Below are 24753 nucleotides of genomic sequence, written 5' to 3'. Positions count from 1 at the left end.
ATGCGGCACACTGTCGCCCCCGAGCAGCTGCTCGTTTCCCCCTTATTCAGCAGAAGCCGTATGACCCGCTCCCCGTTCCGCCGTCTTGTGTTTGGCACCCTGCGCCGACTGTTGTACCTCTGGGTTCGCTCGGAAACCATCAACCAGTCGTCCTTTACCCTCAACCTCGACCGCAGCCGCCCGGTGTTCTACGCCCTGCAATCACCCTCATTAAGCGACCTCGCGGTGGTCGATACCGAGTGCCGCAAAGCCGGGCTGCCGCGACCGATTCTGCCGGTAGCCGTGGGAAACCTGCTGGAGCCCGCGGCATTCTTCTACCTGACACCCGAGCCCGACTGGCTGGGCCGCCAGGACAAACGCGGCGCACCGCCCACCCTGGAGCGGCTGGTCAGTGCCATCAGCCAGAACGCCTCCGAAGATGCACAGATCATCCCGGTCAGTGTGTTCTGGGGTCAGTCGCCTGACAGTGAGTCGAGCCCCTGGAAGCTATTGTTCGCAGACAGCTGGGCGGTGACTGGGCGCTTGCGCCGGTTGGTCAGCATTCTGATTCTGGGCCGCAAGACCCGTGTGCAATTTTCCGCACCGATCCATCTGCGCGAACTGGTCCAAGAGAACAAGGGCCACGAACGCACCCTGCGAATGACCCAGCGCATTCTGCGGGTGCACTTTCGCAATCTGAAAACCGCCGTCATCGGCCCCGACCTGTCGCACCGCCGCAATCTGGTCAAGGGGCTGCTGGACGAGCCGCTGGTCAAGCAGGCCATCCTCGAAGAGGCCAAGCGCGAGAACATCCCCGAGAGCAAAGCCCAGGCAAATGCCCTGCGCTATGGCAACGAAATCGCTTCGGACTACACCTACTCGGCGATCCGCTTTCTCGAAGTGGTGCTGAGCTGGTTCTGGAACAAGATTTACGACGGCATCAAGGTCAGTCACATCGAAGGCGTGCAGGATGTCGCCCAGGGTCACGAAGTGATCTATGTCCCGTGCCACCGCAGCCATATCGATTATCTGCTGCTGTCCTACCTGCTGTTTCGAAATGGCCTGACACCGCCCCACGTCGCCGCGGGCATTAACCTGAACATGCCAGTGATCGGCGGCCTGCTGCGTCGCGGCGGCGCCTTTTTCATGCGTCGTACGTTCAAGGGCAACCCGCTGTACAGCGCCGTCTTCAATGAATACCTGCATACGCTGTTCACCAAGGGCTTCCCGGTCGAGTACTTCGTCGAAGGTGGCCGCTCGCGTACCGGGCGCATGCTGCAACCCAAAACCGGCATGCTGGCGATCACCTTGCGCAGCTTTTTGCGCAACTCACGGATGCCGATCGTTTTCGTTCCGGTGTACATCGGTTACGAGCGCGTGCTCGAAGGCCGCACCTACCTGGGCGAGCTGCGCGGTGCGGCTAAAAAGAAAGAGTCGATCTTCGATATTTTCAAAGTGATTGGCGCACTCAAGCAGCGCTTCGGCCAGGTGTCGGTCAACTTCGGCGAGCCAATCAAACTGGCTGAGTTCCTCGATCACGAACAACCGAATTGGCGCGAGCAAGCGCTGGGGCCGCAGTACCGCCCCGGCTGGCTGAACGAGACTACTCAGCGCCTCGGCGAGCGCGTGGCTCAAGGGCTGAACGAAGCGGCCGCGATCAACCCGGTCAATCTGGTGGCGCTGGCCTTGCTGTCCACCAATAAGCTGGCGCTGGACGATCAAGCCATGGCGCGGATTCTCGACCTGTACCTGACCCTGCTGCGTCGGGTGCCTTACTCGCCACACACCACGCTGCCCGAAGGTGACGGCAAGGCCTTGATCGAGTACGTAAAGGGCATGAACCTGTTGTCCGAGCAAAAGGATGCGTTAGGCAAAATCCTCTACTTGGATGAGCAGAACGCGGTCTTGATGACCTACTACCGCAACAACGTCTTGCACATCGTGGCCCTGCCCTCGCTGCTGGCGAGTTTCTTCCAGAGTTCGTCGCGGATGAGCCGTGAACAGATCCTGCGCTATGCCCGGGCACTGTACCCGTACCTGCAATCAGAGCTGTTCATTCGCTGGCCGCTGGAGGAGCTGGATGCGGTGATCGACCAGTGGCTCGAAGCCTTCGTCGAGCAAGGCCTGTTGCGCTTTGAAAATAACGTCTACCTGCGCCCAGCCCCGAGTTCGCGTCACTTCGTCCTGCTGACCCTGCTGTCACGGGTCATTGCCCAGACGCTGCAACGCTTCTATATGGCGATTTCATTGCTGCTCAACAGTGGCCAGAACAGTATCAGCGCCGAAGAACTGGAAGACTTGTGCACGGTCATGGCTCAGCGGCTGTCGATTTTGCATGGCCTCAACGCACCGGAGTTCTTCGACAAAAGCCTGTTCCGCCACTTCATCCAGACCTTGCTCGACCTCGGCGTCCTGCACAAAGACCCTGCGGGCAAGCTAAGCTACCACGAGCTTCTGGGCGAGTTGGCGGAAGGCGCGGCCAAGCGGGTTTTGCCCGCCGAGATCCGTTTGTCGATCCGCCAAGTGGCCCTGCATCGCAGCGAAGATGTAACAGAGGCTGACCCTGCCAGCTAAATCCTTTAAATTCCTGTCGATGGCGTGGGGCTTCTTCTGACGCCATCGATAAGGAGATTCCAATGAAAAACCTGGCACTTATCCTTCTGACCAGCCTGCTCGGCGCGTGCAGTATCTCGCAGCCATCCTCTCAAGCCAGCCTCGACGGGGAAGTTTTTTACCTGCAACGCATCGCCCTGCCACCCACGGCGATCTTGAATGTCAGCCTACACGACGTGTCCAAGGCCGATGCTCCGGTGGTCGTGCTGGCCAGACAAAGTGGCCCGATCAAAGGCCAGGTGCCTTTGCCTTTCAGCCTGGAATACGATCCGAAACACGTACAGCAGGGCCACCGTTATTCGGTCAGCGCGCGCATTGAACTGGAGGGTAAACTCTTGTTTATCACTACCGCGCAGTATGTCGTACAGTTGGATGGCCAGGATCAGAAGCCGCTGCGCATTCGCCTGGATTCTGTTCAGTGATCCCTTGGCGCGGGCCTGTAAACCCGCGCCACCCTTTTATCAATCCGATCCCTTTGAAAAGGATGCTGCCATGCTCCGCCCTTCCATCACCTTCGCTGGCCTGTGCGCAGGCCTGCTGCTGTCGACCAGCGTGTTTGCCCTGTCCCTGAGCGACCTGTCCCAGTCGGACGCCACTGGCGGTCTCAAGGATGCGTTGACCCAAGGCGCGCAGATTGCCGTCAAGCAGCTGGGCACGCCAGGCGGTTTCAGCAATAACAAGGATGTGCGCATTGAGTTGCCGGGCAGTCTCGGCAAGGTTGCGAAGAAGATGAAGCAGTTCGGCATGGGCGCGCAGGTCGATGAATTGGAGACCGCCATGAACCAGGCCGCCGAAGCCGCTGTACCGCAAGCCCAGGCGCTGCTGGTCGATGCCGTGAAGAAGATGAGCGTGGAGGATGCCAAGAGCATCCTCAGTGGCGGCAACGATTCAGCCACCCAATACCTGAGCAAGACCAGCCGCGAACAGATCCGCGTCAAATTCCTGCCCATCGTCAAACACGCCACCGATAAAGTGGGTGTCGCACAAAAATACAACGCGTTCGCCGCCCAGGCCGCCAGCCTGGGCGTCGTCGACACCAAAGACGCCAACATCGAAGGTTACGTGACCGAAAAGGCCCTCAATGGCCTGTTCGAAATGATCGGCAAACAAGAAGCCGCCCTCCGCCAAAACCCGGCAGGCGCCGCGACCAGTCTGGCGAAAAAGGTGTTTGGCGCGCTGTAATCAACGCGCCTGCAGCTCCACTTTCTTCACCCTGAACCACGCTGCATACAGCGCAGGCAGGAATAACAGGGTCAGTGCGGTCGCAACGATCAGACCGCCCATGATCGCCACGGCCATCGGGCCGAAAAACACGCTACGTGACAGCGGGATCATCGCCAGCACGGCCGCCAGTGCCGTGAGGACGATGGGCCGGAAACGCCGTACGGTGGCTTCGATGATCGCTTGCCATTGATCCAGCCCGGCGGCGATGTCCTGTTCGATCTGGTCCACCAGAATCACCGAGTTACGCATGATCATCCCCGACAAGGCGATGGTGCCGAGCATTGCGACGAAACCGAACGGCTGGTGAAAGACAATCAGAAACAAAGTCACGCCAATCAAACCCAGCGGTGCGGTGAGAAAGACCATGGCGGTGCGTGAGAAACTGCGCAATTGCAGCATCAACAAGGTCAGGACCACCACGATAAACAACGGCACACCGGCCTTGACCGAGTTCTGTCCCCGCGCCGAGTCTTCGACTGTGCCCCCGACTTCCAGCAAATAGCCGTCCGGTAACTCGGCACGCACGCCGTCCAGTGTCGGCAGGATCTGCTGGACTAGGGTCGCAGGTTGTTCCTTGCCATAGATATCGGCGCGGATGGTCACGTTCGGCAGGCGGTTGCGGTGCCAAATGATGCCCTCTTCGAAGCCGTACTCCAGGGTCGCGATCTGCGACAAGGCGACGCTGGTGCCGTTGCTGGTGGGGATCGCCAGGCTCGGCAGCGAGGCGAGATCCTTGCGCTCATGAGGGGTGCCCCGCAACAGAATCTCGATGAGCTCGTCCTCTTCGCGGTATTGGCTGACGCTGGAACCGGTCAACGAACTTTGCAGAAATCTCGACAGATCGGCAGTGCTCACCCCTAGCGCCCGCGCCCGATCCTGATCCACGTTGAGGTTCACAACCTTGCTCGGCTCCTCCCAGTCCAGATGGACGTTCGCCACGTGTGGATTCTCGCCAACCTTGACCGCGACTTTACGCGCCAGAGCGCGGACTTCCTCGATGTGTTCACCGGTCACGCGGAACTGCACCGGGTATCCCACCGGCGGCCCGTTCTCCAGGCGAGTCACCCGAGAGCGCAGGGTCGGAAATTGCTCGTTGAGGTTTTTGATCAGCCAGGTGCGCAGAACTTCCCGGTCTTCGATGGTTTTTGCCAGCACCACAAACTGCGCGAAACTGGCGGCGGGCAACTGTTGGTCCAGCGGCAGGTAGAACCGTGGCGAACCAGTGCCGACGTAGGCCACGTAGTTATCAATGCCCGGATGATCCTTGAGCATCTGCTCCAGCCGGTTGACCTGCTCAGCCGTGTTGCTCAACGACGCGCCTTCGGCCAGCTTCAAATCGACCATCAGCTCCAGTCGCCCCGACGCCGGAAAAAACTGCTGCGGCACGAAACGGAACATCACCACCGAGAGCACGAACAGGCCAATGGTGAGTACCAGCACCGTTTTACGCCGCCGTACACACCAACCCACCATGCGCCGCACGCGTTGATAGAAGGGCGTACCGTAAGGGTCGGGTGCCCCCGCGCCATGTTTGGCAGCGTGGATCTTCGCCAGGTCCGGCAACAGCCGCTCGCCCAGATAGGGCACAAATACCACTGCTGCAACCCAGGACGCCAACAAGGCGATGGTCACCACCTGGAAGATCGAACGGGTGTATTCCCCGGTGCCTGATTGCGCCGTGGCAATCGGCAAGAAGCCCGCCGCCGTAATCAGCGTGCCGGTGAGCATCGGAAAAGCGGTGCTGGTCCAAGCGAAACTGGCAGCCTTGAGCCGGTCGTAACCCTGCTCCATCTTGATCGCCATCATCTCCACCGCGATGATCGCGTCGTCCACCAACAAGCCCAACGCCAGCACCAGCGCGCCGAGGGAAATCTTGTGCAAGCCAATCCCCAGGTAGTACATGCAGGCGAAGGTCATCGCCAGCACCAACGGAATCGCCAGGGCGACAACCATCCCGGTGCGCATGCCCAGGGAGAAAAAGCTCACCAGCAGCACGATGCCCAACGCCTCAGCCAGCACCTGCACAAACTCGCCGACCCCGGTTTTCACCGCTGCTGGCTGGTCCGACACTTTGCTCAGCTGCATGCCCGCAGGGAGGTTTTTCTGCACCCGGGCAAATTCGGTCTCAAGGGCACGCCCCAGTACCAGAATGTCGCCACCGTCTTTCATCGCCACGGCCAGGCCGATGGCGTCTTCACCCATATAACGCATGCGCGGCGCAGGCGGGTCGTTGAAGCCGCGAAAAACCTCGGCCACGTCGCTGATGCGGAACGTACGATCGCCCACTCGAATCGGGAAATTCTTGATCTCGTCCACCGACTGGAAGCGACCGGTTACCCGTAACTGAATGCGCTCACTGGGGGTCTCGAAAAAACCCGCTGCCGACACCGCGTTCTGCTCTTCAAGAACTTGCTGCACCGTCTGCAAGCGCAGCCCAAGGGTCGCCAGCTTCACGTTCGACAGCTCGATCCAGATTTTTTCGTCCTGCAACCCCAACAGTTCGATATTGCCCACGTCTTTGACCCGCTGCAGCTGTATCTGCACGCGGTCGGCGTAGTCCTTGAGCACCGCGTAGTCAAAACCTTTGCCCGTCAGCGCATAGATATTGCCGAACGTAGTGCCGAACTCATCGTTGAAAAATGGCCCCTGTATGCCCTGTGGCAAGGTATGACGGATGTCGCTGATTTTTTTGCGGACCTGATACCAGAGATCGGGAATCTGCGCCGAGTGCATGGAGTCACGCGCCATGAACGTCACTTGGGACTCACCGGACCGTGAGAACGAGACAATGCGCTCGTACTCGCCGGTCTCCATCAGCTTCTTCTCAATGCGGTCGGTCACCTGCAGCGCAACTTCCTCGGCACTCGCGCCGGGCCAGTTGGTGCGGATGACCATCGCTTTGAAGGTAAATGGCGGATCTTCACTCTGACCAAGCTTGGTGTAGGAAACCGCGCCAACAATCGCCAGCAGTAACATCAGAAACAGGACAATCTGGCGGTTGCGCAGTGCCCACTCGGAAAGATTGAAACGCATCCGTGCCTACTCCTTCGCCGCCAGTTTCACTTCTCGATTACCGCGATCCACCGGCCGTACCTGCTCGCCCTCGTGCAGCACATGGACACCGGCTGCCACCACCCAATCCGTAGCTTTGAGGCCTTCGAGAACGGGCACGCTGTCCTGACCGTAGGCAGCGATTCGCACCGGAACGCGCTTGAGTGTGTTATCGGCATCGACCCGCCACACGTAGTTGACGCCGTTCTCGGCAGTCAGCGCTGACAACGGTACCGACAGGGCGACAGTGTGTTCGGTCTGGATAAATACGCGGGCGCTCTGTCCCAACTCGGCGGGCACTTTGCCCTCGGCAAAAGCGATGCGGGTGGCGAAGGTACGGGAACGCGGATCGGCAGAAGGCGACAACTCACGGATGCGGCCAGGAAAACGTTGACCGGGTTGCGTCCACAACTCGACAGTGACTGCCTGACCGGTTTTGAAACGCCCGAAATTTTGCTCTGGCAGACTGATCAGGACTTCGCGTTCGCCGTCGGCCGCCAGGGTAAACATGGTCTGCCCCGCCGCCACGACTTGCCCGACTTCGACCAGACGCCGAGCGATCACACCGTCTTGTGGCGCGCGCAGCACCGCGTAGCCGGCCTGATTATCAGCGACATTGAATTCGGCCTTGATCTGCTTGAGCCGAGCCTCACCGGCGCGAAACAGGTTCTCGGCATTGTCGAACTGAGACCGACTGACCAGTTGCCGATCCATCAACGTTTTGTAGCGATCACGCTCAGAGCGGACCAATTGCAAATTGGCTTCAGCGGCAGTCACCTGAGCGCGGGTCGCTTCCAGCTGCAGGCGCACATCCTGCGGGTCCAGCTCGGCCAGCGGCTGATTGGCCTTGACCCTCGCGCCCTCTTCTACCAGACGCCTGGTCACCTTGCCGGCGATACGAAACGCCAATTCCGGCTCGAACCGGGCGCGGACTTCACCGGGATAGCTGTCCATCGACTGCGATGAAGGCTGCGGCTGAACGACCATGGCCGGGCGCACGGTGGGCAGAACAGGTTCTTCATGACCACAGGCAGCCAGTAAAAACACCAGGCTGATCGGCAGGGTAAAGGACAAGGCATCGCGAAACATGGTGATGGACCTTTGGCAAAGGATGCTTTAATTATTGTACTGAAGCGTATAGTAAGAAATACCAAACTCACCAGTCCACTATTAAAACGACGATGCCTGACAATTCATTACTCCGTCCCCCATTAAGCGCTTCGGGCCCCGGCCGCCCAAAGGACTTGGCAAAGCGCCAAGCCATTCTTAACGCCGCGAAAAACCTGTTCGTGCGCAACGGTTACGCCAGTACCAGTATGGATGCCGTGGCCGCAGAAGCCGGGGTTTCCAAGCTGACGGTTTACAACCATTTCACCGATAAAGAGACGTTATTTTCCGCTGCGGTGGTGGCGCGCTGCGAGGAGCAACTGCCCGAGCTGTTTTTCGAAATACCCCATGGCATGCCTGTAGAGGCACTGCTGTTGAAGATTGGTCGGGGCTTTTACGCGTTGATCAACAGTCCTGACTCGTTGGCGCTGCATCGATTGATGGTCGCACCGGGCAGCCAGGACCCGAAGCTGTCGCAGATTTTTTTCGAGGCCGGCCCCCAGCGAATTCTGCTGGAGATGGAGCGCTTTCTGACCCAGATCGACAAAGCCGGGAGCCTGAGCATCGACAAACCAAACCTCGCTGCCGAGCACTTTCTGTGCCTGCTCAAGGGCGCATGCAATTTTCGCCTGCTGATCGGCTGCGGCGACCTGCCGGACGAGCACGACGCTGAAGCGCATGTTCAGGAAGTCGTGAGCTTGTTTATGCGGGCTTATCGGCCCTGACGATCATTTGTAGCCTTCAGCAGCTCCTGCGGACTACCGAAGGCAGCTAAGGCGATATCAGCCTTTTAGCGCCTTCTTCGGGTAGATGTCGTAGCGGCTGGACTTTCCATCCAGCGCATAACTCGGCTTTGGCCCGTCGATGCACGGCGCCTTGCGTGGGCGTTTGACCACGACCCGGTGAGTGGCGAGCGCCAGTGCAGCTTCCAGCAGCGCTGGCGCATCCATGTCATCGCCCACCAACGGCCGGAACAGGCGCATTTCCTTTTTCACCAACGCGGTTTTTTCCCGATGAGGAAACATCGGGTCAAGGTAGATCACTTGCGGTGGTTCGCCCTCCCAGGCGCGGATCAAGTCGATGGAGTTGCCGGTCAACAGACGCATCTGGGCGATGATCTGCCCCACTTCACGATCCCGCAGGCCACGGGCCAGGCCATCTTCAAGCAAGGCGGCGATGATCGGCTGACGCTCGATCAGGCTCACGTTGCACCCTAGGCTTGCCAGCACGAACGCGTCCTTGCCTAACCCCGCTGTCGCATCCAGCACTCGAGGGCGAACGCCGGGCTGGATGCCGACCGCTTTGGCGATCATTTGCCCACTGCCACCACCGAACAAGCGTCGATGAGCCACAGCCCCTTCGACAAAGTCCACTCGCACCGGGCCCGAAGAGTCGGCGCCTAGTTGCTGTAGCTGCAAACCATCGTCCGTCACTTGCAGGGCGAATTCTGCTTCAACGTCCTCTAACGGCAGGCCGAGACGTTGTGCCCAGTCCAGCGCCTGCGCGTGTCCGTTGCTTGTCAGGGTTTCAACCCGGATGCGGCTGCCCGTGTGTTGCTCACTCATGTGCCCATACGCTCAACTAATTTGTTAATGATCGGCAACATTGGCCGATAACAGGAGTATCCGGCATTTTGCCAGAGCCGGACGGTCAACTGAGCGCTATGTCTGATATTCAACCCTCACCGATAGGCTATTTGTCGCACGCAGGCGACTACAGCCTCCGCAATTCCCGAGCCTTGGGCGGCGTTACCCAGCTCTGGCAGGATGCGTTTGCCCGTGCGATGGCCGAGCAAATCGGCGATAACACCGAGGTTTCGACTGAGTTCAGCACCCTTGCAGCAAACGCCAGCGGCGAACCGCTGAGTGGCACTGACACCCTTGGGCAGATCGTCGATCAGCGCGACTGCGCGGTTGCCGACGTACAGCGTACCCCCCCAGAACATCTGCACCTGCCCATTGCCGAGTTTGAACTCGACCTGTTGGACAAGCCGGCCGAACCGTTCACTGTCGCAGACATGATCGCGCAGCAGCGGCAGCTGAATTTCGAAAGTGGCTGGGTCCGCCCACTGGTGCTCAACCCTCCTCAGGCGGATACACACCCTGGCCTCGGCCCCCAACCGCGTCCGTTGCACTTGCCCATCGCCGAACTCGAATGGGACCTGGCAGACAAGCCCGCCCTGCCCCTCGAGCCAGAGACCATCACTGCTCAGCAACGTCATCTGGATTACGAGAACGGCTGGGCTCGGCCTATTATTCTGCAAAACCTGCGCATGGCTGCGTAACCACCGCGTCGAACACTACGCGCTGAACAGTGTATTCAATTGAGCGAACGGCAACGCCTGTTGGCCATAAGTGAAGGTGCCTTGCTGACTGATTTCTTGAGCCGCGCGATAAAAGCCGCCCAAGGCAGCCCTTGCCAAAGATGAGCCCACGCTGATCCGCTTGACCCCGCAAGCGCTCAAATCAGCAACCGAGAGCGTCACACCGCTCAGCCCCATTATTACGTTAACCGGCCTTGGCGCTACGGCGCGTACTACAGCGATGACTTCGTCGCGCGTACGCAGCCCCGGCGCGAATAGTACGTCCGCACCCGCCTCGGCGTAGGCTTCAATACGGCGTAAGGTATCCGCGAAGTTCAGACGGCCGTGCAGCAGGTTCTCGGCACGGGCGGTTAGCATGAAGGGGAAAGGTAAGCTGCGCGCTGCGGCAACGGCAGCTTTGACCCGTTCCACTGACAATTCGAAGGCGTAGATCGGGTTGTCGGCATGACCACTGGCATCTTCAATCGAGCCGCCAACGATACCTAATGCAGCGGCTTTCAGAATCGTATCAGCGCAGCCTTCGGGGCTGTCAGAGAAGCAGTTTTCCAAGTCCGCGGCCACTGGCAATGCCGTGGCGTTGACGATTGCGGCGACATTATCCATGGTCTCCTGCCGGCTGACCGCACCTTCTGCGTCGGCACGCCCCAGTGTGAATGCAAGACCCGCACTGGTCGTGGCTAACGCCTCGAAACCCAGCGAAGCGAGCAACTTGGCCGAGCCAGCATCCCAGGGATTGGGGATGACAAAAGCCCCCTCTCGTTCATGCAAGGACTTGAAACGTTGGGCGCGAAGTAACTGCGAATCCATTTGCACACTCCTTGGAGACTGACGGTTTATAGTCGAAACTGTCGACCTTACAGCAAGCCAAGTTGCTGCGCGACGGGCTCTCTTTGCAACGTCGCCAGTGGCGGTAATCCCGGCAGACGAGCCATCAATTGCTGGTGAAAACGCCGAGCAAGGTCTGGCGCCTGGAGGTTGTCGGGGGTGTGCAGGAACACATATGGCGTGCGCCCTTCTTCAATCCAGCCCGCTACTTTCTCCACCCACGGCACAAGAAACGGGTCGTTGGCCTGGAGCAATGGATGGCCGATAAAGCGCACCTGAGGGAATTGTGTCAGGGCAGCAGGGCGTGGAGGGACTTTGGGCTTTTTCGATTGCGCATGCAGCACGGCGGGATCGGTCGATACACAGCTGAATAGCGCACGGGGATCGAGGCAAATACGCTCCACACCCCGGTCCAGCAGTAATCGATTGAGCATCCGCTCTTCATCGCCTTTGGCAAAAAATGCCAAGTGACGGACCTCGACCGCGAGCGGTCGCTCAATAGCATCGATAAAGCTGACCAACTCAGCCAGACGCGCTGGCCCGAAGCTGGCGGGCAACTGCAGCCACAGGGGCGCGACCCTTTGGCCCAGCGGTGCGAGCAGCTGGATGAAGTCCTCAGCGGCATGCAGCTGTTGACGCAGGTCGCCGCCGTGGCTGATGTCGCGATGAAATTTGGCGGTGAAGCGAAAGGTTTCAGGCAGGCTTTGCGCCCAGCGTTGAACAATGACCGGCGAGGGCCGCGCATAAAACGTGGTATTGCCTTCAACGGCGTTGAACACCTGCGCGTACAGAGCCAGAAAATCGTTGGGCCGGGCACTTTCGGGGTACAGCGACTCACGCCAGGCGTTTTCACTCCAGGACGGGCAACCGAGGTAATACGGAAGTGGGTGAGAATTCAAACGTGAAGATCGAGGCCCAACACTTCCAGATCCCAATCGACAAAGCTGGCCGTGGTGAGATAACTGGCCAGCGCATAGGCGACGCGATTGCTGACGGAACGGGGGAATATCATGTCTTGCTGGCGAGCCGGGACGTTGCTCGTGGCTGAAGCTTGTGCGCGGGACGACTTGGCAGGCACTTTGGACGGAACTTCGATCTCGCTGTCCACTTCTTCGAAGGAACCCTCAACCGTCGCAGTGCCTTTGCGAGGCTTGCGCTTTATGGGGTAGGAGCGTGATGAGGGTCCGTCTATGCGCATTGATGCGTACTCGGCTTTTGATAATGGCAATCTAGCTGCACGGACGATACTTGGCAAATATCCGAACGATTACTAGACCACATATTGCTCAAAAGGTTCTAAAACGCCGATAAAGTGTCGCATTTGCATCAGTTACAGGTGACATAGGAACTCAGAGTGGTCGAGCTTTGGGTGTCGCCACTTTGTCACGCAGGTAAATCGGTTGCGCGTCATCGGCCACAATAGCTTCACCGCGCTGCCAGGCGAAGGTGGCCAGCGTCAGCAAATCCTGCGCATGGGGCAGCATTCCAGCATCCTGCCCTGCCTGCTTGACCGCGATCCGATCAGCGTAGCCCCAGCCAGTCCCTGCGCCAAACCAGTCGCCCGTCGAATCGACAGGTAAACCGGCGTGTTCCGGCGGCAACACTGCTTCGGCACCGACCAGACGCATTTCACCCGCTGTTTCACGGTAGCAGCCCCAATACACTTCATCCATGCGCGCATCGATGGCGGCAGCGACCTGTCGGGCACCGTGTTCACGGAAAGCGCGTTGCGCCAGTACCGCCAGGTTCGACACCGGTAACACTGGGCGCTCCAGGGCGAAAGCCAACCCCTGAACGACACCAATCGCGATCCGCACACCGGTAAACGCGCCGGGACCACGGCCGAAGGCAATGGCGTCGATGGCGGACAGGGCAATTCCCGCCTCGGCCAGCAGATCCTTGATCATCGGCAACAGGCGCTGGGCGTGCAGGCGCGGAATCACCTCGTAGTGACTCCACACCTTGCCATCGTGCAGCAAGGCGACAGAGCAGGCTTCAGTGGCGGTATCCAGGGCCAGCAAGGTGGTCATCGGTGTTTCCGTCATGATCAAAAAAGTGCAACAGTATAAACAACTACGGCCCGCAAGCGGGCCGTAGTTCATTCCCAAAAGCGCTATCAGCTCAAAGCAGCCAGCACCTTGGCGGTAATGCCTTCAACTGAACCAACGCCCTCGATATGGCTGCACTTGGGCTTGCCATTCGCAGCGCTGAGCTTCTGGTAGAAGGCCACCAGCGGTTTGGTTTGAGCGTGGTAGACCTCCAGACGATGACGCACGGTCGCTTCGACGTCGTCCTTGCGCTGAATCAGAGGTTCGCCGGTAACGTCGTCCATGCCTTCAACCTTTGGCGGGTTGTAGATCAGGTGATAAACGCGCCCGGAGCCTTCGTGAACACGACGACCGGAAATACGCTTGACGATTTCTTCGTCATCGACTGCGATTTCGACCACGTTGTCGATCTCCACGCCAGCTTCTACCAAGGCTTCTGCCTGGGGAATGGTGCGTGGAAAGCCATCAAACAGGACGCCATTGACGCAGTCAGGCTGAGCAATACGGTCCTTGATCAGGCCGATGATCAGGTCATCGGAGACCAGACCGCCGCTGTCCATGACGCTCTTGGCTTTCAAGCCTAATTCGGTACCGGCCTTGACTGCCGCGCGCAGCATGTCGCCAGTGGAAATTTGCGGGATACCAAATTTTTCGGTGATGAATTGTGCCTGAGTACCTTTACCGGCCCCGGGAGCTCCCAGCAGAATCACGCGCATCGATGTGCTCCTCAATTTTTATATGGATATTGTCAGACTCGCCTCATGGGGCCAATCTCAAAAAAGGGATTCAGCCGAAGATTGGCTAAAGGCTGATCAAGATACACAGCAGACTATCCCCACACAAGCTACCAAAAGTCGCAGCAACTTGTGGCGTACCGGCACCCAAAAGTACCCCCGCCAAAAGTTGCGACGGGGTGCAACCTTATAAGGATGCGTCGCCAAAGGTCACTATCTTGCCACTTTATGACAGGCGCCGCCCACCCCGGGTAGCGCCCGACACCCTCAACCTGTGTTGCGCAATCCGGCAGCGATGCCCGCCACAGACACCAGTAACGCCTGTTCCAAAGGACTGTCCAAAGTCGCCTCTCGCTTGCGCGAACGGGCCAGAAGCTCGGCCTGAAGCAAATGCAGCGGGTCCAGATACGTGTTGCGCAGACTAATGAACTCCAGCGTTTCAGGGCTATGTGCAAGTAGGCGAGATTGGCCCGTGAGTCCCAGGACCGTGGTGCACGCCTGCGACAATAGGTCGCGCAAGTGCGCGCCTAAATGTTGCAGACGGGGCTCCACCAACCGTTCGTCATACATTCGGGCAATATCGCTGTCGGCTTTGGCCAGGACCATCTCCAACATATCGATTCGGGTACGAAAAAAAGGCCACTGCTCACGCATCTGAGCCAACAGGTCGCTCTCGCCACGCTCCAGCGCCTTACTCAGCGCCGCTTCCCAGCCGAGCCAGGCGGGCAGCATCAGGCGGGTCTGGGTCCAGGCGAAGATCCATGGGATCGCACGCAGACTCTCCACCCCACCTTCGCGGCGCTTGGCCGGGCGACTGCCCAACGGTAAGCGGCCTAATTCCTGCTCAGGGGTTGCCTGGCGGAAATACTCAACGAACTCAGGGTTCTCGCGCACCACCGCGCGGTATGCGCTGACGCCGTCAGCCGACAAGTGATCCATCATCTGCCGCCACGCAGGCTCTGGCATGGGCGGTGGCTGCAAGGTCGCTTCGAGCACCGCCGCCAGGTACAGGTTGAGGTTTTGCTCGGCAATGTCCGGCAAGCCGAACTTGAAGCGAATCATCTCGCCCTGCTCAGTGGTGCGGAAACGCCCGGCCACCGACCCCGGCGGTTGCGACAGAATCGCCGCATGCGCAGGACCACCCCCACGCCCGACGGTACCGCCGCGACCATGGAACAAGAGCAATTCGACCTGTTGCTCGCGGCAGATCTCCACCAGGTTTTCCTGCGCCCGGTATTGCGCCCAGGCAGCCGCCGTAGTGCCGGCATCCTTGGCCGAGTCGGAATACCCGATCATCACTTCCTGCGGGCCATGCAGGCGCGAGCGATAGCCCGGCAGGCTGAGCAGGTGCTGGATCGCCGGACCCGCGTTATCCAGGTCGGCCAGGGTTTCGAACAACGGCGCCACACGCATCGGCCGTTGCAGCCCGGCCTCTTTGAGCAGCAGTTGGACCGCCAACACATCGGAGGCCGAGCCCGCCATCGAGATCACGTAGGAGCCCAATGAGGCTGCCGGTGCCGCCGCCACTTCCCGGCACGTGGCTAGGACCTCGGCGGTATCGGCAGCCGGTTTGAAGTGACTCGGCAACAGCGGCCGCCGGTTGTTCAGTTCGCGCAGGAGGAAGGCGATGCGGGTTTCTTCATCCCATTCCTCGTAACGACCGAGGCCCAGATAGTCGGTGATTTCAGTCATTGCCGCGCTGTGGCGACTGGCGTCCTGGCGCACATCCAGACGCACCAGAAACAGACCGAACGTGACGGCGCGCCGCAGGCAGTCCAGTAATGGACCGTCGGCAATCACCCCCATGCCGCACGCGTGCAGCGACTGAAAACACAGTTGCAGCGGCTCTAGCAGATCACGGTTGTTCTGCAGAATGTTATCGGGCGCCGGCTGCGTGACGGCCAGGGAAGATTGCGCCCAGTTACGGGTCGCTCGCAGGCGATCACGCAGTTGCTTGAGCACGGTTCGGTAGGGTTCGGCGCTATCACCCGCCGCCGCGCGTAACTCGGCGCTGGCCTGCTGCATAGAGAGTTCAGAGGCCAGTTGTTCGATGTCACGCAGGTAAAGGTCCGCAGCCATCCAGCGCGCCAGCAGCAAGACTTCGCGGGTGACCGCTGCGGTGACATTCGGGTTGCCGTCGCGATCACCGCCCATCCACGAGGCAAAACGGATCGGTGCGGCCTCCAGCGGCAAGTGCAGCCCGGTCGCGGCATGCAAAGCACGATCTGCCTTGCGCAAGTAATGGGGGATGGCATGCCACAGCGAGCGCTCAATCACCGCAAAGCCCCACTTCGCCTCATCGATGGGGGTCGGGCGTGTGCGGCGAATTTCTTCGGTGTACCAGCCTTCGGCGATCAATCGCTGCAAGCGCACTGTGATTTGTTCGCGCTCGGCGGCATTCAGGTCGCGATGATCAAGCGCCGCCAGCTGCTCGGCGATGGCGTCGTACTTTTGAATCAGCGTCCGTCGTGCGACTTCGGTCGGGTGAGCGGTCAACACCAGCTCGATTTCCAGCTTGCCCAACTGTCGAGCCAAGGCCTCGGGGCTATGCCCGGCTTTTTTCAGACGCTCAAGCAATTCAGGCAGTACGCGGGATTCAAAGGGCTGAGGCTGGGAATCATCGCGCCTGTGGATAAGTTGATATTGCTCGGCAATATTGGCCAGGTTCAAAAACTGGTTGAACGCCCTTGCCACCGGCAAAAGTTCATCCTCACTCAGCTCGTCCAGGCTTGAACTCAGCTGCTCGGTGCCCGCCGCCGAATCACGGCGCCCGGCTTTGGCCGCCTTGCGGATACGCTCGATCTTGTCGAGAAATTCAGCCCCGTGTTGCTCACGAATGGTGTTGCCCAACAGCTCACCCAACAGGTGAACGTCCTCACGCAAACGTACATCGATATCAGCCATAAGCCCTTCTCTCCAGCGTTTCTGGACCGGTACTGCTCAGTCGTGACAGAAATCAGACTGAACAAGCGCGCAAAAATCTGATCTAGCAAGAGTGCACAGAGCAGCAAGCTCTGACAAGCGCGCAACCGTATGCTGTTGTTCTGTGGCTAACATTCTACGCAGATAGAGCTAATCTCAAGAATGAGCCACACAACGGCTTACTGCCCCGATTGCACCCGCCACAAGTGGGTTAATAACCCTGAGGTCCATATGAAAATCCGTGAACTCGCACAACACTGGGAACAGAATGCAAAGGGACGCCTGACCAATACCGGCTATGCGATTCATTTGGACGTCGAATCAGCCGCTCGCCTGGCTGCTATTTCCGAGATGTACCCCAAACGCCTTCCCGAAGAGTTGCTCGGCGAACTGATTGGTGCTGCACTCGAAGAGCTCGAAACCAGCTTCCCCTACGTGAAAGGCAACCATGTCGTGGCCACCGATGAAGAGGGTGATCCACTCTACGAAGACATTGGTCCTACCCCGCGCTTTCTCGCGCTGTCGCGACGTTATCTGCATGATCTGACCGAACAGGCCGACACGCAAAACCACTGATCGAAACATAGCTCCCATCCCTTCCTGACCCTCACATACCGGCTGCCTTTTGCGGCCGGCGTGCCTGCGCGCGCCCCCATGAGTCTCACGCTAGAGCCTCCGCAGAATGGATCCAAAAACATCATCCATTTAAAAACCTGACTGAACTATTCAAAAAACGAATAGGTCACAGCCAATAGCCATCACAGGAAAAGCCCTGGTAGCAGTTGGCATGGACACTGTTATTGCACACGCGTCAGGCACATGACTGTCATGGAAAATCAAGCGTTCTCAGGAGTTACCCAATGGAGTTGAACACCATGAAGATCAGCACTGCCTACACCTCGTTTAGCAACCTGCGCGGGTTGAAACTTGCTGCGCTGGCCCTCGGCAGCAGCTTGGTACTGGCCGGTTGTGCTGGCAATCCACCGACCGAGCAGTACGCCGTGACTCAATCGGCCGTGAACAGCGCCGTAAGTGCTGGCGGACCCGAGTTTGCCGCCGTGGAAATGAAATCGGCGCAGGACAAGCTCAAGCAAGCAGAAATGGCCATGCACGACAAAAAATACGACGAAGCCAAACGTTTGGCCGAACAGGCTGAATGGGACGCCCGCGTAGCTGAACGCAAGGCTCAAGCGGCTAAAGCCGAGAGAGCGGTCAAGGATGCCCATCAAGGCGTTGATGAATTACGTGAGGAAGGCATGCGTACCTCGCAATAAGCGCGGCCTCGCCCACTCCCTCGTGCATTCGTAATCACGTGCTTCGCAATTGATTTAAAGGACGAAAAAAATGACGCATAAACAACTGATGATCCCTGCCCTTCTGGCGCTCAGCGTTGGCCTGGCAGCCTGCTCTTCACAGCCAAACGTGAATCTTGAGCAAGCACGGACCAACTTCTCGGCCCTGCAAGCCAACCCGCAAGCCAGCAAAGTGGCTGCGCTGGAAACCAAGGACGCCAGCGATTGGCTGGATAAGGCTGACAAGGCCTACCAGAGCAAAGAAGACCAGAAGAGGGTCGATCAACTGGCTTACCTGACCAATCAGCGGGTCGAAGTCGCCAAGCAAACCATTAACCTGCGCACCGCCGAAGGCGATCTGAAAAACGCTGCCGGACAACGTGCCCAAGCGCGTCTGGATGCGCGCGATGCCCAGATCAAGCAACTGCAAGCCAGCCTGAACGCGAAGCAAACCGAGCGCGGGACCGTGGTGACATTCGGCGATGTGCTGTTCGACTTCAACAAGGCTGATTTGAAATCCAGCGGTCTGGTCGACATCAACAAGCTTGTCCAATTCCTTCAGGAAAATCCGGACCGCAAAGTGATTGTCGAAGGCTACACCGACAGCAGCGGTTCGGCGGCGTATAACCAGTCTTTGTCCGAGCGCCGTGCCAATTCGGTAAGAATGGCTCTGGTGAAAATGGGTGTCAGCCCTGAGCGCATCGTGGCCCAGGGTTATGGCAAGGAATACCCGGTTGCCGATAACACCAGCAACTCGGGTCGCGCACAGAACCGGCGTGTGGAAGTCACCATTTCCAACGATAACCAGCCTGTAGCTCCGCGTTCTTCGATGCATTAATCGACTGACGTAACCTAAAAATCCCTGCCTGCGTTCATTCCGCAGGCGGGGCTTTTTAGTGCCTTACCCGATTCAGCGGTAAAGCTCGATCTGTACGTGTCGGTCGGGCGACGGCGTTACGGCTGCAACTGCTGCGGTGTTTCTTCGCCAGCGCAGCGCACAGCTTGTTTCTTACTGTTGATCAGCACGCCGCTGAGGCCTTTCTGCTCGGTGTTGAACAGCACCAGAACGCCGTCAATGCACTGCGCCACTTCGGCAGCAGGCTCCAGAGCAATTTTGTAATCCTCCCCGGGGATGGTCTTGAGCATGGTGAACTCGCTGAGCAACAGCGCGTCCTCAGGCTTGGCGAAATGCAGGTAGCCGTAGTACCAGAGGACACCGACAGTGCCCAGAATGGTGCAGATACCGGTGATGACCATGGGAATTGCGTTACGTTCTTCGCTCATTGCGGACTCTCTGAATGTTCAATTTCTGAATTCTGTTGTGCACGCAGCGCACCCGAGTGGCTGGGGTAATTCGGAACTTCGGCTAAACGCCGCAGGCCATTGAAGTGCTGCGGATCCTCCAGGTAGCGCACCATCACCTGACGCCACGTAGGGTCAGAGAATGTCTGCACATGCCCGCCACGCGTCAACTGCAGGACTCGTGGAGGGGGCGCAGCTTGATACAGACTGATGCCGTTGGAAAGGGGCACCATCGAATCATCCAGGCTCTGGAAAATCAGCAGCGGCGTTCCGCTCAGCAGTGGCAGGCCCCTGATCGCGCTGTCCGCGTCAGGAATCAGCCACGACAGCGGTGTTTGCAACGGCCAGGTCAACCATGAGGTGCTGAGGGTATACCGGGCAACATCGCGGTAGCTGGCCGGTGTTCCGTCAAGTATCAGCGCCTTGACCCGAGCGCGCTGTTGCGGATGTTCAGCCAGATAGTGCACCGCTATCGCACCACCGAGACTTTGCCCGAGCACCACCAGAGGCTTGCCTTGCACCTCGGGCGCGCGGTTCAACCAGGAAAACGCGGCGTCGACATCCTGATAGATCCCCTGCAGGCTCGGCTCGCCTTGCGACATGCCGTAACCGCGGTAGTCCAGCAGCAGCACCTGATAGCCCTCCTCCGGCAGCCACCAACTGCCACCCAGGTGCCAGGCCAGATTGCCGCCATTGCCATGCAAGTGCAGCACCGTGCCCTTGACCGGAACCCCGGCCTTGGCCGGCAGCCACCAGCCATGCAACCGGGTACCGTCAGCCGCCGTCAGGGTCACGTCGCGATAGGCCAGGTGGGCTCTATCAGGAGTAAACGGCTGGCCCGGCTCAGGGTAGAACAGTAAGGAACTGCAGCCGGTGAGGGTCAGGAGCAATGTGAGGATGCCCAATAACTTCACGCTTCAATTCCCTTTTGATGTGGTTGACTTGCTCGCCATGAGGCCTACAGGATGTTCGAGTAGTCAGCCTCAATCCGGTCCAGGCTCAAATGGTTGAGGAAGTTGGAGAAGCACATCCATGCGGACAAGGCGTTCATGTCCCGGAACTGTTCAGGCAGGTATTTCGGCGGCGTCACCAACCCTTCATCGACCAACTGGCGCAAGGCGCGCATGTCTTCCAGGGTGGTTTTGCCACAGAATAACAACGGTATCTGCTCAAGCTTGCCTTTGCGCACGGCCAACTGAATGTAGTTGTAAACCATGATGAAGCCCTTGAGGTAGGACAAGTCTTTCGTAAATGGCAGACCATCGGGCACCGAACCACGGAATACGCGACTAGCGTTGCCGTAGCTTTCGGACATGCCAAAGCCTTGCTCACGATAGAACTCGAAAACCTGCAAGAAATCAGCGCCCTCCTCGGCCATGTGGATGGCGCGAGTGCGGTTAGTCAGCTTACGCAAGCGGCTTGGGTATGAGGCGAAAGCAATCACTTCCATCAGAATCGCCAGGCCTTCCTGGGTCACCGTGGACGACGGCGGCCCCTTGGACAGGAACGTGCAGATCGGCTGATTCTGGCCATTGAGGGTCGTGCCGACATGCACCAGCCCTTCGTGCACTTCCAGCGCCCGCACGTCTCGCTCGTTAAACATCGCATCGGAGCGGATCTTGATGTAATCGGCACCGGCCGCCGCGTCGGCGACGATGCCATCGGATTCGAACACACGAATGGTCTCCTCCGCTTCACCAAACACCTTGTTCAAACGGGTTTGCAGCATACTCACCGCATCTTTGGCGGTGAGCGTTTTCGGCTCGTCCTTAAGGTCCCCGCGCCCGGCGATATTATTCAGGTAATCGGAGAGCATCAGGCCCAGATCCGCGAGCGTCGGGTCGCCCGCATGGAAGGCATCCGACGCAGCGCCATAAAGCTCTTGGGAAATCAGGCCGAAATCCGCTGTGCCACGCGCTTCAAGCATACGGATGACCATCCGGTACTCCTTGCACATGCGCCGCATGATCTGCCCGACCGGGTTGAACTGACCCAACTGGCGGGTGATGTCACGCTCGATGTTCTGGAATTCCAGCTTCACCGCGTTGGAGTCGAACGCCAGTGGCCGGTTGTCATAATAAGCGCGATCCACGGCGGGCATTTTCTTGCCCTTGGCCTCGAGAAAACCTTTGCGAATACTGTCGTCCCACTTCACCGCGTCAAGGACACGAATCGGTGTCTGAGCCACGACAATGCGGTCTGACAAGGCACGAATAATCTGCTGGTAATCGTCCACCCTGAACTCCTTGTTTGGTTAGGCGTGTCGCCCTACTTGGGCAAGCGCTGATACCGCGCCACTTCGAGAAAAACATCGGAGTTGGCCGGATCGTCGAGATAGGCAAATACCTGATCGAGAGGGCTGGTGATCAGCACGCCATCGCCCTTCTCGGTTTCCAGCGTTTCGCCAGCCAGGGTTTTCTGTTCGATCAGCTGATTGACCCGATCGACATCGAGGTTGTAGACCACCAGTTCATGGTTTTCGGTCAACTCGAAACCTGCAATGACGAAATTAGCACCGTATTTCTGCGGCAAACCCGCCGACAGGTACCAGCGACTGCCATGCCGAGACACGGTGAATGCGTATTCATCGCGGTGTTTGCGATCACCCGTGCGGTAGCTGACGGCCTGGTACTGATGGACGCCCGTGCGCGTGACTTCAAGTTCGAGCGCTTCACCCCAGGCGTTTTTGCTGGCCCATTTGCCAAGCATGGCTTTGGGTGCCGCATCGTTGGCGGGTATCGGGTCCTTGAAGGTCACCAGGCAGCCGCTCAATAACACGAACGACAAGGCAATGGCCACGCGCCAAGCTTTCATCGGGTTTTCCTGAACATACGCATATTCACTCGCAAACAGGTGTCGTGGTCCCCAACACCAGATGCAGGTGGCGGGTGAGGATGCCGAGCATTTCTTCGTCTGCGTGAGGCTGCGGGCCGTGGAGCAGGCCCTGATATTCCATCCGGCTGATTATCCCCGTCAACACTTGTGCATCCTGATGCGGTTGCGAAGACCCCATCACCTGGAAGAATTGACCTGTACCTTGCAGCAAAATCTCCTGATGTGCACTGACCAGCAGGGCCAGTCTCGGGTTGAGCAAGGCCTCATGGTGGAAGGCGTGCTCGGCGATCAGATGCTCGCGGCGCGTCATCAATTGGCGACGCACGTACTCCATGGTCATCAGGGCGATTTCATCGGCCAGGCGGGCTCGAGCGCCAGGGCTGCCATCGCTTCGGGCAACCATTTCACGCAGGATCACTTCGGTGTTTTCCCACAGCTTGGCCATGTAGGCCGCGCTGCGCTCGACGTATTGGGCAAAAGCATCGGTGAGCAGGTCATCGATGTCTTTGAAGTAATAGGTCGTGGCTGACAGGGGCACGCTGGCTTCGGCGGCCACCGCACGATGACGCACGGCTCGCACGCCATCGCGAACGACAATGCGCATGACCGCGTCGAGGATCTCCTGTCGGCGCTGCTCACTGCCCTGTCGAATGGCCTTGCGACCTTGATACTGAACACTCTGCGCTACGGCTGTGGCAACGCCAGCAGCCCCCTTTTGAGCGATCGCACGGTTCACAACAGGTTTTCCTTTTTGGTTGTAGCCTGGACGGACGCCTTCGCGGACACGTCCGCTCCTACAGAGATACTGCGGTCTACTGTGGGAGCAAGCTTGCCATTACGCGTCCCGCTGCGAATGGCTTCACGCGGGTTGTCTGACGAATACAAAAAAGCCGCCCTTGCGAGGCGGCTTCTTCACATTTTTACGCTTGTGGGCGCATGTGCGGGAACAGAATCACGTCACGAATCGACGGTGCATCGGTGAGTAGCATCACCAGCCGGTCGATGCCGATACCTTCACCGGCCGTTGGCGGCATGCCGTACTCCAGCGCACGCACGAAGTCAGCATCGTAATGCATGGCCTCATCGTCCCCTGAATCCTTGTCGCGAACCTGAGCCTGGAAGCGCTCGGCCTGGTCTTCCGCGTCATTCAACTCGGAGTAGGCGTTGGCGATTTCGCGGCCACCGATGAACAGCTCAAAGCGGTCGGTGACGTTCGGGTTGTTATTGTTGCGACGTGCCAGCGGCGACACTTCGAACGGGTATTCGGTGATGAAGGTCGGTTGTTCCAGTTGGTGCTCGACCAGCTCTTCGAAAATCATGGTCTGCAACTTGCCCAGACCTTCGAAGCCTTTAACGGCAGCACCGGCTTTCTTGGCGATAGCACGCGCCTTGTCGATGTCTTCAAGGTCGGCCGCAGTGATGTCCGGGTTGTACTTGAGGATCGACGCGAACACCGAAATGCGCTGGAACGGTTCGCCGAAATGGAACACTTTGCCCTGATAAGGCACGTCGGTACTGTTCAGAACCAGCTGTGCCAGCTCGCGGAACAACTCCTCGGTGAGGTCCATGTTGTCTTCGTAATCAGCGTATGCCTGATAGAACTCAAGCATGGTGAATTCGGGGTTGTGCCGAGTCGAAACGCCTTCGTTACGGAAGTTGCGGTTGATCTCGAATACACGCTCGAACCCGCCCACCACCAGACGTTTGAGGAACAGCTCTGGCGCGATACGCAGGAACATGTCCAAGTCGAGTGCATTGTGATGCGTTTCGAAAGGCTTGGCCGCAGCACCACCCGGGATGGTCTGCAACATCGGCGTTTCCACTTCAAGGAAATCGCGCTGCATAAAGAAGCTGCGAATGTGCGCAATGACTTGCGAACGAACGCGGAAGGTGTGGCGTACTTCTTCGTTGACGATCAAGTCAACGTAGCGCTGACGATAGCGGGTTTCGGTATCGGTCAGGCCATGGTGCTTGTCCGGCAGCGGGCGCAGGGACTTGGTCAGCAGGCGCACGTTGGTCATTTCGACGTAGAGGTCGCCCTTACCAGAGCGCGCCAAGGTGCCTTCGGCGGCGATGATGTCACCGAGGTCCCAGGTTTTGACCGCTGCCAGGGTTTCTTCGGGCAGCGTTTTACGGTTGACATAGACCTGGATGCGACCTGTCATGTCCTGAATCACCATGAACGAGCCACGGTTGAGCATGAGGCGACCCGCAACCTTGACCGGAATCGCTGCAGCCAACAGCTCTTCCTTGGTCTTGTCGACATACTGCTTCTGCAAATCATTGCAGTAGCTGTCGCGGCGGAAGTCGTTGGGGAAGGCCTGGCCCTTGGCGCGCTCGGCAGCAAGCTTTTCCTTGCGCAGGGCGATCAGGCTGTTTTCTTCCTGTTGCAGGTCTTGCGGGTCGAGTTGTTGGTCGCTCATGTCTTAAATTTTCCATCGCAGGTTCGTTGCCCTCGCCATCAGGACGAGGGACTTGAATCGGGGCTGCTGTATCAG

General features: G+C 58.8%; 23 protein-coding genes. 8 read left to right on the top strand and 15 right to left on the bottom strand.

The genetic code is table 11. The features are described from left to right. Positions 1-60: 60 nt before the first annotated feature. From plsB to QN399_RS05845, 3 genes are all read left to right on the top strand, one after another. Positions 61-2553: a glycerol-3-phosphate 1-O-acyltransferase PlsB gene (gene plsB / locus QN399_RS05855; protein ID WP_322178205.1), complete on the top strand. Its 2493-nt coding sequence runs from the start codon at positions 61-63 to the stop codon at positions 2551-2553. A 62-nt stretch (positions 2554-2615) separates the two neighbouring features. Then, positions 2616-3014 carry a YbaY family lipoprotein gene (locus QN399_RS05850; RefSeq protein WP_322178204.1) on the top strand — a complete coding sequence of 133 codons (399 nt, stop codon included), beginning with the start codon at positions 2616-2618 and terminating at the stop codon, positions 3012-3014. Positions 3015-3084: 70 nt separating this feature from the next. Next, complete coding sequence (locus QN399_RS05845; RefSeq protein WP_330200679.1) at positions 3085-3774, top strand: DUF4197 domain-containing protein; 690 nt, start codon at positions 3085-3087, stop codon at positions 3772-3774. On the opposite strand, the gene QN399_RS05840 is transcribed toward QN399_RS05845, so the two are convergent. Next, positions 3775-6849 (bottom strand): efflux RND transporter permease subunit, encoded by a 3075-nt coding sequence (locus QN399_RS05840; RefSeq protein WP_330200678.1) that lies wholly within the window; start codon positions 6847-6849, stop codon positions 3775-3777. Between the two features lie 6 nt (positions 6850-6855). Beyond that, positions 6856-7956: an efflux RND transporter periplasmic adaptor subunit gene (locus tag QN399_RS05835; protein ID WP_322215262.1), complete on the bottom strand. Its 1101-nt coding sequence runs from the start codon at positions 7954-7956 to the stop codon at positions 6856-6858. Positions 7957-8048: 92 nt separating this feature from the next. On the opposite strand from QN399_RS05835, the gene QN399_RS05830 reads away from it, so the two are divergent. Next, positions 8049-8699: a TetR/AcrR family transcriptional regulator gene (locus QN399_RS05830; protein ID WP_322178200.1), complete on the top strand. Its 651-nt coding sequence runs from the start codon at positions 8049-8051 to the stop codon at positions 8697-8699. A 57-nt stretch (positions 8700-8756) separates the two neighbouring features. On the opposite strand, the gene QN399_RS05825 is transcribed toward QN399_RS05830, so the two are convergent. Then, positions 8757-9539 (bottom strand): class I SAM-dependent methyltransferase, encoded by a 783-nt coding sequence (locus tag QN399_RS05825; RefSeq protein WP_322178199.1) that lies wholly within the window; start codon positions 9537-9539, stop codon positions 8757-8759. A gap of 98 nt (positions 9540-9637) precedes the next feature. Between QN399_RS05825 and QN399_RS05820 the strand changes: the two genes are divergently transcribed. Beyond that, positions 9638-10258, top strand: coding sequence for an energy transducer TonB (locus QN399_RS05820; protein ID WP_322178198.1), 621 nt, complete (start codon positions 9638-9640; stop codon positions 10256-10258). A 15-nt stretch (positions 10259-10273) separates the two neighbouring features. Here the strand turns inward: QN399_RS05820 and QN399_RS05815 are convergent, their stop codons facing one another. The 6 genes from QN399_RS05815 to ppc form a co-directional block, all read right to left on the bottom strand. Further along, positions 10274-11104, bottom strand: coding sequence for an isocitrate lyase/phosphoenolpyruvate mutase family protein (locus QN399_RS05815; protein WP_322178197.1), 831 nt, complete (start codon positions 11102-11104; stop codon positions 10274-10276). Positions 11105-11151: 47 nt separating this feature from the next. Continuing rightward, positions 11152-12021, bottom strand: coding sequence for a DUF72 domain-containing protein (locus QN399_RS05810; protein WP_322178196.1), 870 nt, complete (start codon positions 12019-12021; stop codon positions 11152-11154). Continuing rightward, positions 12018-12320, bottom strand: a complete 303-nt coding sequence (locus QN399_RS05805; RefSeq protein WP_219061199.1) for a hypothetical protein — start codon at positions 12318-12320, stop codon at positions 12018-12020. The genes QN399_RS05810 and QN399_RS05805 overlap by 4 nt, the downstream gene beginning before the upstream one ends. A 151-nt stretch (positions 12321-12471) precedes the next feature. Further along, the gene (gene tsaB, locus QN399_RS05800) at positions 12472-13152 is read right to left on the bottom strand and encodes a tRNA (adenosine(37)-N6)-threonylcarbamoyltransferase complex dimerization subunit type 1 TsaB (protein WP_322215257.1); all 681 of its coding nucleotides are present in this window, start codon (positions 13150-13152) and stop codon (positions 12472-12474) included. A gap of 86 nt (positions 13153-13238) precedes the next feature. Beyond that, positions 13239-13886: an adenylate kinase gene (gene adk, locus QN399_RS05795; protein WP_322178194.1), complete on the bottom strand. Its 648-nt coding sequence runs from the start codon at positions 13884-13886 to the stop codon at positions 13239-13241. 285 nt (positions 13887-14171) lie between these two features. Further along, complete coding sequence (ppc, locus tag QN399_RS05790; RefSeq protein ID WP_322215255.1) at positions 14172-16808, bottom strand: phosphoenolpyruvate carboxylase; 2637 nt, start codon at positions 16806-16808, stop codon at positions 14172-14174. Positions 16809-17057: 249 nt separating this feature from the next. Between ppc and QN399_RS05785 the strand changes: the two genes are divergently transcribed. The 3 genes from QN399_RS05785 (at position 17058) to QN399_RS05775 (ending at position 18956) form a co-directional block, all read left to right on the top strand. Further along, positions 17058-17402 carry a pilin assembly protein gene (locus QN399_RS05785; RefSeq protein ID WP_322178192.1) on the top strand — a complete coding sequence of 115 codons (345 nt, stop codon included), beginning with the start codon at positions 17058-17060 and terminating at the stop codon, positions 17400-17402. Between the two features lie 284 nt (positions 17403-17686). After that, entirely contained in the window at positions 17687-18100 is a 414-nt protein-coding gene (locus QN399_RS05780) for a DUF4398 domain-containing protein (protein ID WP_322215252.1), read from the top strand. A gap of 70 nt (positions 18101-18170) precedes the next feature. Then, positions 18171-18956 (top strand): OmpA family protein, encoded by a 786-nt coding sequence (locus tag QN399_RS05775; RefSeq protein WP_322178190.1) that lies wholly within the window; start codon positions 18171-18173, stop codon positions 18954-18956. A 116-nt stretch (positions 18957-19072) separates the two neighbouring features. On the opposite strand, the gene QN399_RS05770 is transcribed toward QN399_RS05775, so the two are convergent. The 6 genes from QN399_RS05770 to lysS form a co-directional block, all read right to left on the bottom strand. Beyond that, complete coding sequence (locus tag QN399_RS05770) at positions 19073-19402, bottom strand: hypothetical protein (protein WP_322178189.1); 330 nt, start codon at positions 19400-19402, stop codon at positions 19073-19075. Beyond that, positions 19399-20334, bottom strand: a complete 936-nt coding sequence (locus QN399_RS05765) for an alpha/beta hydrolase (RefSeq protein ID WP_322178188.1) — start codon at positions 20332-20334, stop codon at positions 19399-19401. The genes QN399_RS05770 and QN399_RS05765 overlap by 4 nt, the downstream gene beginning before the upstream one ends. Positions 20335-20378: 44 nt before the next feature. Next, entirely contained in the window at positions 20379-21656 is a 1278-nt protein-coding gene (locus tag QN399_RS05760) for a flavohemoglobin expression-modulating QEGLA motif protein (protein ID WP_322178187.1), read from the bottom strand. 32 nt (positions 21657-21688) lie between these two features. Then, positions 21689-22234 (bottom strand): hypothetical protein, encoded by a 546-nt coding sequence (locus QN399_RS05755; protein WP_322178186.1) that lies wholly within the window; start codon positions 22232-22234, stop codon positions 21689-21691. A 25-nt stretch (positions 22235-22259) separates the two neighbouring features. After that, a complete protein-coding gene (locus QN399_RS05750; protein ID WP_322178185.1) occupies positions 22260-22991 on the bottom strand; it encodes a TetR family transcriptional regulator in 732 nt (243 codons plus the stop codon). Positions 22992-23175: 184 nt separating this feature from the next. After that, the gene (lysS, locus tag QN399_RS05745) at positions 23176-24678 is read right to left on the bottom strand and encodes a lysine--tRNA ligase (protein ID WP_219061188.1); all 1503 of its coding nucleotides are present in this window, start codon (positions 24676-24678) and stop codon (positions 23176-23178) included. Positions 24679-24753: the final 75 nt, after the last annotated feature.

This window comes from Pseudomonas sp. 10C3, from assembly GCF_036346185.1.
In the GTDB taxonomy this organism is placed as follows: domain Bacteria; phylum Pseudomonadota; class Gammaproteobacteria; order Pseudomonadales; family Pseudomonadaceae; genus Aquipseudomonas.
This window is presented reverse-complemented; position numbering and strand designations above follow the sequence as displayed.